Source organism: Bacillus cereus group sp. BfR-BA-01355 (genome assembly GCF_022663675.1).
Lineage (GTDB): Bacteria > Bacillota > Bacilli > Bacillales > Bacillaceae_G > Bacillus_A > Bacillus_A thuringiensis_S.
Genome location: NZ_JAKUFY010000062.1, coordinates 22,525 through 31,769 on the forward strand (window position 1 = coordinate 22,525; position 9,245 = coordinate 31,769).

Here is a 9,245-nt window from a genome sequence, read left to right on the forward strand (position 1 = left end):
AGGGAGATGAATATGCAAAAAGCATTGGAGACGAAACGCTTGACGTTGTCTTATGGTGAAACAAGTATTATTGATGAGTTGAATTTAGAAATTCCAAAAGGCGAAATTACAATCTTTATCGGCTCTAACGGTTGCGGGAAATCAACTTTATTACGTTCACTAGCTAGATTATTAAAACCAACAACTGGTGATATTTTGTTAGATAATCAAGCCATTCAAAGTATGCAAACGAAGCAAATCGCTCGTCAAATGGCGATTTTACCGCAAGGACCACAAGCACCAGAAGGACTTACAGTATTACAACTTGTAAAGCAAGGGCGTTATCCATACCAAACATGGCTGAAGCAATGGTCAGAAAAAGACGAGGAAATGGTACAGAAAGCACTTGCAGCGACAGGTATGACAGAATTTGCTGAGCGTGATGTGCATGCTCTTTCAGGTGGGCAACGTCAACGTGCTTGGATCGCAATGACACTTGCACAAGATACAGATATCATTTTACTGGATGAGCCCACTACATACTTAGATATGACTCACCAAATTGAAGTGCTGGATTTATTATTCGAATTAAATGAAACAGAACAAAGAACAATTGTTATGGTATTACATGATCTAAATTTAGCATGCCGCTATGCAGATAACATTGTAGCAATTCAAGATAAACAAATATATGCACAAGGTAAACCTGAAGAAGTGGTAGATGAGAAACTAGTACGTGATGTATTCCGAATGGAGTGTCAAATTAGTACGGATCCGTTGTTTGGAACACCGCTTTGTATCCCGCATGGAAGAGGAAGACGTGTAGTTAAAGAAGTTGCTCAGGCGATAAGATAAAAAAACGATGAGTGATTCATCGTTTTTTTTTTTATTTGGTACAAGAAAATAAGAGGAAGAGAGGAATTCGTAAGCGACGTTTATACTCTTCTTCATTTTGAAAATAGATTGGATTTGGTGTAGCTTCTTTTAATGATGTAATGGTAAATCCAGCTTGCTGTAATAATGTGAAATACTTTTCCGTTGTACGATGATATTTAATAACTTCTTGGTCAATCCATGGTTCAACCCGTTTGCCTAGTTTAAAATAATCATCGACGAGCCAACTCGTTCTTTTACCACTTGTTTGTAAGCTTTCAAATGAAGAAGTAATAACGGGATGTTGAACGCTAAAGGTAAAGGTGCCATTTGTTTTTAAAGTTTGAAACACATTTTGAAAAATGGTATCAAGATGTTCAATATAATGTAAGGCGAGTCTAGATGTTACTAAATCAAAAGTGGAAGAGGGATAGGTATAATCTTTGAGGTTTAAAAAATGAACAGATCCATTTTTATTTTCTAGTTGATTTTTAGCTTTTTCATACATAAGTTCGGAGCCTTCAATGCCAGTGTAAGAGTAGCATCCCTTTTCTAATAATTCCGCACCAAACTTAGCGTCACCACAGCCTAAATCGAGAATTTGTTTTCCTTGCACATGACCAATGAGCTGAAAGAATACTGGTTTTTCAATGGATTCATTTGGGCTATTTTCTCGGTATCTTCGTTTCATATATTGTTCGAAAAATGCTGTGTTATTGTATACATCAGATTCTGTAAATGCCATGTTTGAAACCTCCCAAAATATTTTTTTAATTCTATCAAATATGAAAAGTAAATGATAGATTTATTATAATGAATCATATATAATCTAAAATTGTAAGCGGTTACTTTAAACTATTTTTCTATAATAAATTCTGAAAACGTGTTAAGCTAGTAGAGGGATTATTAGAACTATTAAGACAATAATCCGCTTACATGAACGATGGGAGGCTTCACGATGTCTAGTAAAACACTTGCAAAATTTTTAGAAGAAAATTTAGAGAATTTAAAATCAAAGGGGCTTTATAACGTAATTGATCCGCTTGAGAGTTCAAATGGACCAATCATTACAATTGGCGGAAAAGAATATATTAACTTATCTTCAAACAACTATCTTGGATTAGCAACAGATAGCCGTTTGCAAGAAGCAGCAATTGGTGCAATTCATAAGTACGGTGTTGGGGCAGGAGCTGTTCGTACAATTAACGGTACTTTAGATTTGCATATTAAATTAGAAGAGACAATTGCAAAGTTTAAACATACAGAAGCGGCAATTGCTTACCAATCAGGATTTAACTGTAATATGGCAGCGATTTCAGCTGTTATGGATAAAAATGATGCAATTCTTTCAGACGAATTAAACCATGCTTCTATTATTGATGGTAGTCGTCTATCAAAGGCAAAAATTATTGTTTATAAACATTCTGATATGGAAGATTTACGCCAAAAAGCAATCGCGGCGAAAGAATCGGGTCTTTACAATAAATTAATGGTAATTACAGACGGTGTCTTCTCAATGGATGGAGATGTTGCAAAACTACCAGAAATTGTTGAGATTGCAGAAGAATTAGATTTAATGACATATGTAGACGATGCACACGGTTCAGGTGTACTTGGAAAAGGTGCAGGAACTGTAAAGCACTTCGGTCTATCTGATAAAGTTGATTTCCAAATTGGTACATTATCAAAAGCAATTGGGGTAATTGGTGGATATGTAGCAGGGAAACAAAACTTAATTGACTGGTTAAAAGTTCGTTCACGTCCATTCTTATTCTCTACAGCATTAACACCAGCTGATGCAGCAGCTTGCATGAGATCAATTGAAATCTTAATGGAAAGCACAGAGTTACATGATCGTTTATGGGAAAATGGCCGCTACTTAAAACAAGGATTAAAAGAACTTGGCTTTAACATTGGGGAAAGTGAAACGCCAATTACACCTTGTATTATTGGGGACGAAGTGTTAACACAAGAATTTAGTAAGCGTCTAAATGAAGAAGGTGTATACGCAAAATCTATTGTGTTCCCAACTGTAGCAAAAGGAAAAGGTCGTGTTCGTAATATGCCTACAGCAGCTCATACGAAAGAAATGTTAGATGAAGCAATTCGTAAGTATGAAAAAGTAGGAAAAGAAATGGGCATCATTTAAGTAAGGGCATCTTTTGAATAGCTTGCAAATGAGGAGTGGGGAAAATGAAAAAAATTCTAGTAACCGGTTCTTTAGGGCAAATTGGTTCTGAACTAGTAATGAAACTTCGTGATGTATACGGCGCATCAAATGTTATTGCAACAGATATTCGTGAAACAGATAGTGAAGTAGTAAAGTCTGGTCCGTTTGAAACGTTAGATGTAACAGATGGACAAAAATTACATGATATTGCAAAGCATAATGAAGTAGATACAATTATTCATTTAGCAGCTTTACTTTCAGCAACAGCAGAAAAAAATCCGTTATTCGCATGGAACTTAAATATGGGCGGACTTGTAAATGCATTAGAAGCAGCTCGTGAATTAAACTGTAAGTTCTTCACGCCAAGTTCGATCGGTGCATTCGGTCCATCGACGCCAAAAGATAATACACCGCAAGATACAATTCAGCGTCCTACTACGATGTATGGGGTAAACAAAGTAGCAGGAGAATTACTATGTGATTATTATCATCAAAAGTTTGGCGTAGATACGCGCGGTGTCCGTTTCCCAGGTTTAATTTCTTACGTAGCTCCTCCAGGAGGCGGAACGACTGATTATGCAGTTGAAATTTATTATGAGGCGATTAAAAAAGGTGCATACACCTCATACATTGCTGAAGGAACGTACATGGACATGATGTATATGCCTGATGCTTTACAAGCGATCATTTCATTAATGGAAGCTGATCCAAGTAAGCTAGTGCATAGAAATGCATTTAACATTACGGCAATGAGTTTTGAGCCAGAGCAAATTGCAGCATCAATTCGTAAACACATTCCGACGTTTACAATGGATTATGCAGTAGATTCAGCTCGTCAAACAATCGCTGATAGTTGGCCAAACTCTATTGACGCAACTGCAGCAATGAAAGAGTGGGGCTTTAAAGCAGAATACGATTTAGACAAAATGACAACGGACATGTTGGCTAAGTTAAAAAAAAAGCTCACAGCTGAGTTAGTGATGAATTAATAGGAAGAGTCGATTCTTAGGAATCGGCTCTTCATTATTTTTGGGAGGAGAGAAGTCTTATGCAAAGAGTAGATGTCGTATACGCACTAATACATGACGAGGAAACAGATAAAATATTAATGGTACATAATGCAGAACAAAACGTTTGGTCATTGCCAGGTGGGGCTGTGGAAAAAGGTGAAATATTAGAGGAAGCACTAATAAGAGAAGTGAAAGAAGAGACAGGTTTAATTGCTACGTTAGGTGGACTTGTTGCGATCAATGAAAAATTCTTTGAGGAATCAGGGAATCATGCACTATTTTTTACATTCCGAGCGAATGTAGTAAAAGGTGAACTTATTGCGGAAGATGAAGGTGAAATTTCTGCAATAGAGTGGGTGGATCGAACAATTGCGAATGAGCGCTTCCCATACTATGACGGAGGATTTGAATCCTTATTAGAAGTAGCCATTCCATATAAGTTTCAACCAGAAACAAAGTAATTGAATGAAAAAACAGGAGCCACAAGGCTCCTATCTTCTATTCAATCGTCTTCAGTAATAATTTTTTCAGTAATGGTTTAATCTTCAATCGTAAATCTTCAGCATGATTTGCAACTAAGAAGTGATGGTTATAAATGTTCTTCATCAATTGATAAGTTGCTTCTTTTGCCTCGCCTTCTTCGATGAAGATACCGATTACTTCCATGCCACTTTTACGCGCGAGTTTAACAGCTTCATGCGTATCTAAAATTCCATCTTGTTGATAGTCTAGCGCAGAAGGCTCACCATCTGTGAAGACTAGTAAGAATTTATGTTTCTCAGGTCTTTTTGCAAGCTTTTCAGAAACGATACGAATAATATATCCGTCGCGGTTATCTTCTTCTTCACGAAGTTGCATAATTTCCGGACCAACGTTTGGTAACGTTGAGTTTTTATAATTTACAACTTCATGGATAACGTTCGGCTTATCTTCAGGTTTAGCGCTAGAGGCATCTTCCCAAAATCCGCTAATAGCGTGCGGGATTTTTAAAGATTTTAAAGCTTCATGGAATAGTACAACACTCTTCTTCGTCTCTTCCATTTTGTTATACATAGAACCAGAACAGTCAACTAACAGTTGGAATGCAACATCGAGTTCTTGTGACTCTTGTCCTTTTTTATAAAACATACGCGGTTGTTTTTCGGTATAAATACGAAGGAATTTTTTGCGAAGCCTTCCGTAATATTTATCACTATTCGCATTCGTTTTATTTTCAATCGTTTTTTCGATAATTTTCTTTAATTCTTTTACATCTTTATTGACGACTGATTTGATAGCTTGGTAATCTTTTTTCTCATCGATATTTGCTTTGCGAGCTTCTTTAAATGTATGAGAAGCACCTACATTATACTTACCGTATGCACCGTCGTGCTGGCTAGAAGCGTGTGAAGCTCTTGCTTCTTCTGTATCAGCGCCATCAAAGTTGGATTGTGTACTTTTTTGAGAAGTACCTTGTACAGAACCAAGTGCTTGGTCGCCATCTTCTGATTCACGAGCAGTATCGCCCATCATGTTTGTTTTTGCTCCGCTTTCTAATTCAAAGCGTAAAAAGTTCTCGTTTTCGTTATTTTTATTTTCACGATGCCATGTGGAGAAACTTTCATCCATTTTGTTTTTATTTTCATCGTCATCTATAAGCTGTGTATCATCATTTGCTAAATCTTCGACGCGACAGTTCTTTTCGTCTGCAAGAACAGATAAGTAAAGTGGAGCATGTCCGAAATAGTTGTTAAGCATATCACTTTCAAGAAGCGCCTCTAAGCGATAGCGAATTTTCTCAACGACATACATAATATCTTCTGTATTACGTGCTTGGAATGTTTCATGTAAAATCGCTTCAATTTGCTCAAAATATTCATTATTAAACATTTCATATTTATCGCTCGTTAATGAAAGATAGCATAGGCAAAACAAACGATCACCGTGATAATTACGAACGCGGTTTATTTCATTTTGAGAGCCGAAATAATTGCGGTACATTTCTTTTCGGCGTTTAAAAATATGCTTCGTGCCAGGACGTAAGTTCTTTACGATTTCCTCAACGCGTAAATCTTCTAATAGAACAAATAATTGTGTTAAAAACTTTTTTAGGGGCGATTCTTGCAATTCAATCGCATAAGAACGAATTAAAGTCATGTCCGAGTAATGTTTATTACCAAGTGCTTTTAAGAACACTTCGCTTTTTAATCCGATTACTGTATCTTCTTCTTTTCGATCATCCCAAAAGTGACTAATGACAACTTTCTTTTCAATTTCGTCGTAGTATGCTTTATAGCCATATTCAAGATAGGCATCGTCTTCTTTTAGAAGGGCATACATTAAGTTTTCCATTTGTAGAAACAGCGACGCATCAATTTTTTTGTCACTAAAAATTTGTCTCATAAATTATCCCTCAAAGAAATAACTTTCTGCTAATTCACGGACAGTCATTTGTTCTGTTTCATCATTAAGTTTTGCAATTATGCTTCGTTCAATAGCGCGCATAACAGGAATATATACACCTAAATCACATGCGTCGATAATACCACGAATACTTGCTGCTTCTTCACTTACACGTCCATCGCGAGCTAAAGGCATAAGGTCGCTTGCAAATGCAACAAACTTTTCAATTGTTGCAACATCATTTAATTTTGATTCTGCTAATAATAGTTCTTTTAATGTGTCACCTTGAATGTAAGGAACTTCAATAATAACGAAACGGTTTTTTAATGCTTCATTTAGTTCACTTGTTCCAACGTAACCTTCGTTAATCGCAGCAATTACACGGTATTCTTCATCACCGTATACAACCTCTTGTGTAAATGGGTTTGTGATCATTTTACGGTAATCTAATGCGCCGTGAAGTAGCGGTAAAGTTTCAGGTTTTGCCATATTGATTTCGTCAATATATAGGAAGTGACCGTTCTTCATTGCTTTCATAAGAGGACCGTTAACGAATGAAACTTCAGATGCACCATCTTTCGTTTGTAGTGTGTTGTATCCTAAAATACCTTCTACATCTAAGTCGACAGAGCAGTTAATGCTATGCATTGGTTTTTGAAATAAAGAAGAAAGAGTTTCCGCTAGTACTGTTTTACCACTACCAGTCGGTCCTTTTAATAGAATGTTCTTGCCAAGAAGAAGTGCTGTAATCGCATCTTCGATAATGCTGTTATCAGATGCTTTATATATTTTAGTACCGATTAAATGAGCATTTTCACCAGCTTCTTGTTTATTCTTTTCATGAATCGTAGAAAGCTGCTGTTTTAAATCAGAATGTATATGAAATTGTTCTAACATGTATTTCCCACCTAACATTATTTTCATAAAGTAATACATCTTATGATAACTTGTTTTAATATGGTATGCAAAGAAAAGGAAGGAGGATAAAGGGAAAAGAAAAAGCAATCAAGATGAAGTTGATTGCTTACAGTAAAGGAGAAATGAGCCTCATGAAAGACTCCAATATGCGTTTTTTTATACTTCTTTTTTGGAAAGAGTTCCATTTAATTTCAGTTGAATGTTTAAAATCTTTTTCAAAATCACGTTTAATATCGTGAACTGTTTTTGATTCATAAAGTACGCTAATAATTTCGTAATTCAATTCAAAGCTACGTACATCCATGTTCGCTGTTCCGATAGTTGCAATTGTATCATCAACGAGTACAATTTTTGCATGCATAAAACCATCTTTATAACTGTAAATAGAAGCACCAGCTTTTAAAAGTGGAGTGAAATAGGATTGAGATGCTTGATCACTAATGATGCTATCACTTTTACCTGGATATAAAATCCGTACATCTATTCCGGCAATTGCACTTAAGCGTAATAATGTTAAAGTTTCTTGATCTGGAATAAAGTAGGGTGTAGCGATCCAAATGGATTTTTTTGCAGAGCCCATAACAGCTAATAATGTATTACGAATACTTTTATCATCGGAGCTTGGTCCGCTTGCTACGATTTGAACAGCACCTTCTGCATGTGAAATCTCTTTACCTGGGAAGTATTGTCTATTCATGAATTGATCCCAGGAATAAGTATTTAAACCACTAGAGGCATAGAGCCAGTCTTCTAGAAAGATTGCTTGTAATTTATATAATGCTTTTCCTTCTATTTTTAGATGACTATCACGCCAAACAGGAAATTTCTTTGAACGGCCAAGATATTCATCACCGACATTGAGTCCTCCGGTAAAACCAATTTCTCCATCTACAATAACAATTTTTCGATGGTTACGATAATTGACAGTTTCAAGTAACCAAGCTGAAAAAATAGGGTCAAATTCTACAATTTCAATCCCAGCTTCTTTCATAGGTTGCAAAAATCGTCTTCTTAACGTGTTACTTCCAAGACCATCATAAAGGAAGCGTACAATAACACCATCTTTTGCTTTTTGTATTAAAGCATCTCGAACTTTTGTACCAATTTCATCAGATTTATAAATGTAGTATTGAATATGTATATGATGTTTTGCCTGCTCTATAGCTCGCAAAATTTCTGAAAATGTTTGATCTCCGTTTGTTAAAAGTTTTGTAGTTGTTTTATCTGCGGCAGGACCGCCTCCAAATTTTTGTATGACTTCTGTTAAATGTATGGAACGTTCATTTAGTGGGACTGTGAGTAATAACTCTAGTCTTCTTCCTTCTAATATTTCACGGAATAATTTTCTTTGTTCTTCTGAACGATGGAGATGTTTTTTTCTTCTCCAGCGGCTGCGCCCGAAAATAGCGTATAAAAGCACACCTATAATAGGAAGAAGTGCTAATACTAAAAACCATGCCAATGTGCTTTGTGGAGATCTATTTTCTATAAAGATAACGAATGAAATTCCTACGATTGTGATGGACCATAGAGCACCGACAAATGTATATAACGAAATATACGATGTATTTAATAGGAACAGAACGATAGATACAATTGTAAATATTAATAGTAACTGAACGATAGGCTTCTTCATTTCTATATAATTCCCCTAATCTTTTTTCAATATAGATTTCTTAAATAGAAGATGTAATATGACATCTTTATTATAAGGTGTTTTGCTTTTTTTACAAAATATAGACATTTCACCTATACTTTCCGCATTTGTCCTACATACAGTGTACTATCACATTTTTATCCCACTCTTAATGCATATGAAAATGAAAAAATCGAAAAGGAGCGGAGAAACATGAATTATATAGAAAATAATGGATTGTATTATCGGAATCATCATCATGGAGGACACAATCATG

General features: G+C 35.7%; 8 protein-coding genes and 1 pseudogene. 5 read left to right on the forward strand and 4 right to left on the reverse strand.

Annotated elements, in window-relative coordinates; translation table 11 throughout:
* Window positions 1–12 precede the first annotated feature (12 nt).
* Window positions 13–834, forward strand: a complete 822-nt coding sequence (locus MR167_RS19545; protein WP_001167972.1) for an ABC transporter ATP-binding protein — start codon at window positions 13–15, stop codon at window positions 832–834.
* Between the two features lie 31 nt (window positions 835–865).
* On the opposite strand, the gene MR167_RS19550 is transcribed toward MR167_RS19545, so the two are convergent.
* A complete protein-coding gene (locus MR167_RS19550) occupies window positions 866–1,597 on the reverse strand; it encodes a class I SAM-dependent DNA methyltransferase (RefSeq protein ID WP_242315282.1) in 732 nt (243 codons plus the stop codon).
* 213 nt (window positions 1,598–1,810) lie between these two features.
* Between MR167_RS19550 and MR167_RS19555 the strand changes: the two genes are divergently transcribed.
* Genes MR167_RS19555 through MR167_RS19565 form a run of 3 tightly spaced genes read left to right on the forward strand, consistent with a single transcriptional unit; the run spans window position 1,811 to window position 4,493 of the window.
* Window positions 1,811–3,001 (forward strand): glycine C-acetyltransferase, encoded by a 1,191-nt coding sequence (locus MR167_RS19555; protein WP_242315283.1) that lies wholly within the window; start codon window positions 1,811–1,813, stop codon window positions 2,999–3,001.
* A 44-nt stretch (window positions 3,002–3,045) separates the two neighbouring features.
* Window positions 3,046–4,011 (forward strand): L-threonine 3-dehydrogenase, encoded by a 966-nt coding sequence (locus MR167_RS19560; protein ID WP_000723120.1) that lies wholly within the window; start codon window positions 3,046–3,048, stop codon window positions 4,009–4,011.
* Between the two features lie 59 nt (window positions 4,012–4,070).
* Complete coding sequence (locus MR167_RS19565) at window positions 4,071–4,493, forward strand: NUDIX hydrolase (RefSeq protein ID WP_001189930.1); 423 nt, start codon at window positions 4,071–4,073, stop codon at window positions 4,491–4,493.
* Between the two features lie 37 nt (window positions 4,494–4,530).
* Here the strand turns inward: MR167_RS19565 and MR167_RS19570 are convergent, their stop codons facing one another.
* The 3 genes from MR167_RS19570 to MR167_RS19580 form a co-directional block, all read right to left on the reverse strand.
* Window positions 4,531–6,414, reverse strand: coding sequence for a vWA domain-containing protein (locus MR167_RS19570; RefSeq protein WP_242315284.1), 1,884 nt, complete (start codon window positions 6,412–6,414; stop codon window positions 4,531–4,533).
* 3 nt (window positions 6,415–6,417) lie between these two features.
* Window positions 6,418–7,311 (reverse strand): ATP-binding protein, encoded by an 894-nt coding sequence (locus tag MR167_RS19575; protein WP_000892989.1) that lies wholly within the window; start codon window positions 7,309–7,311, stop codon window positions 6,418–6,420.
* A 127-nt stretch (window positions 7,312–7,438) separates the two neighbouring features.
* Window positions 7,439–8,968, reverse strand: a complete 1,530-nt coding sequence (locus MR167_RS19580) for a cardiolipin synthase (RefSeq protein WP_000743027.1) — start codon at window positions 8,966–8,968, stop codon at window positions 7,439–7,441.
* Between the two features lie 192 nt (window positions 8,969–9,160).
* On the opposite strand from MR167_RS19580, the pseudogene MR167_RS33390 reads away from it, so the two are divergent.
* Window positions 9,161–9,245: pseudogene (locus MR167_RS33390) on the forward strand (cobalt transporter); the annotation flags it as partial.

Coding starts and splice junctions, on each gene's coding strand:
- MR167_RS19545 (WP_001167972.1), top strand. CDS start 13: ATGCAAAAAGCATTGGAGACGAAACGCTTGACGTTGTCTTATGGTGAA.
- MR167_RS19550 (WP_242315282.1), bottom strand. CDS start 1,597: ATGGCATTTACAGAATCTGATGTATACAATAACACAGCATTTTTCGAA.
- MR167_RS19555 (WP_242315283.1), top strand. CDS start 1,811: ATGTCTAGTAAAACACTTGCAAAATTTTTAGAAGAAAATTTAGAGAAT.
- MR167_RS19560 (WP_000723120.1), top strand. CDS start 3,046: ATGAAAAAAATTCTAGTAACCGGTTCTTTAGGGCAAATTGGTTCTGAA.
- MR167_RS19565 (WP_001189930.1), top strand. CDS start 4,071: ATGCAAAGAGTAGATGTCGTATACGCACTAATACATGACGAGGAAACA.
- MR167_RS19570 (WP_242315284.1), bottom strand. CDS start 6,414: ATGAGACAAATTTTTAGTGACAAAAAAATTGATGCGTCGCTGTTTCTA.
- MR167_RS19575 (WP_000892989.1), bottom strand. CDS start 7,311: ATGTTAGAACAATTTCATATACATTCTGATTTAAAACAGCAGCTTTCT.
- MR167_RS19580 (WP_000743027.1), bottom strand. CDS start 8,968: ATGAAGAAGCCTATCGTTCAGTTACTATTAATATTTACAATTGTATCT.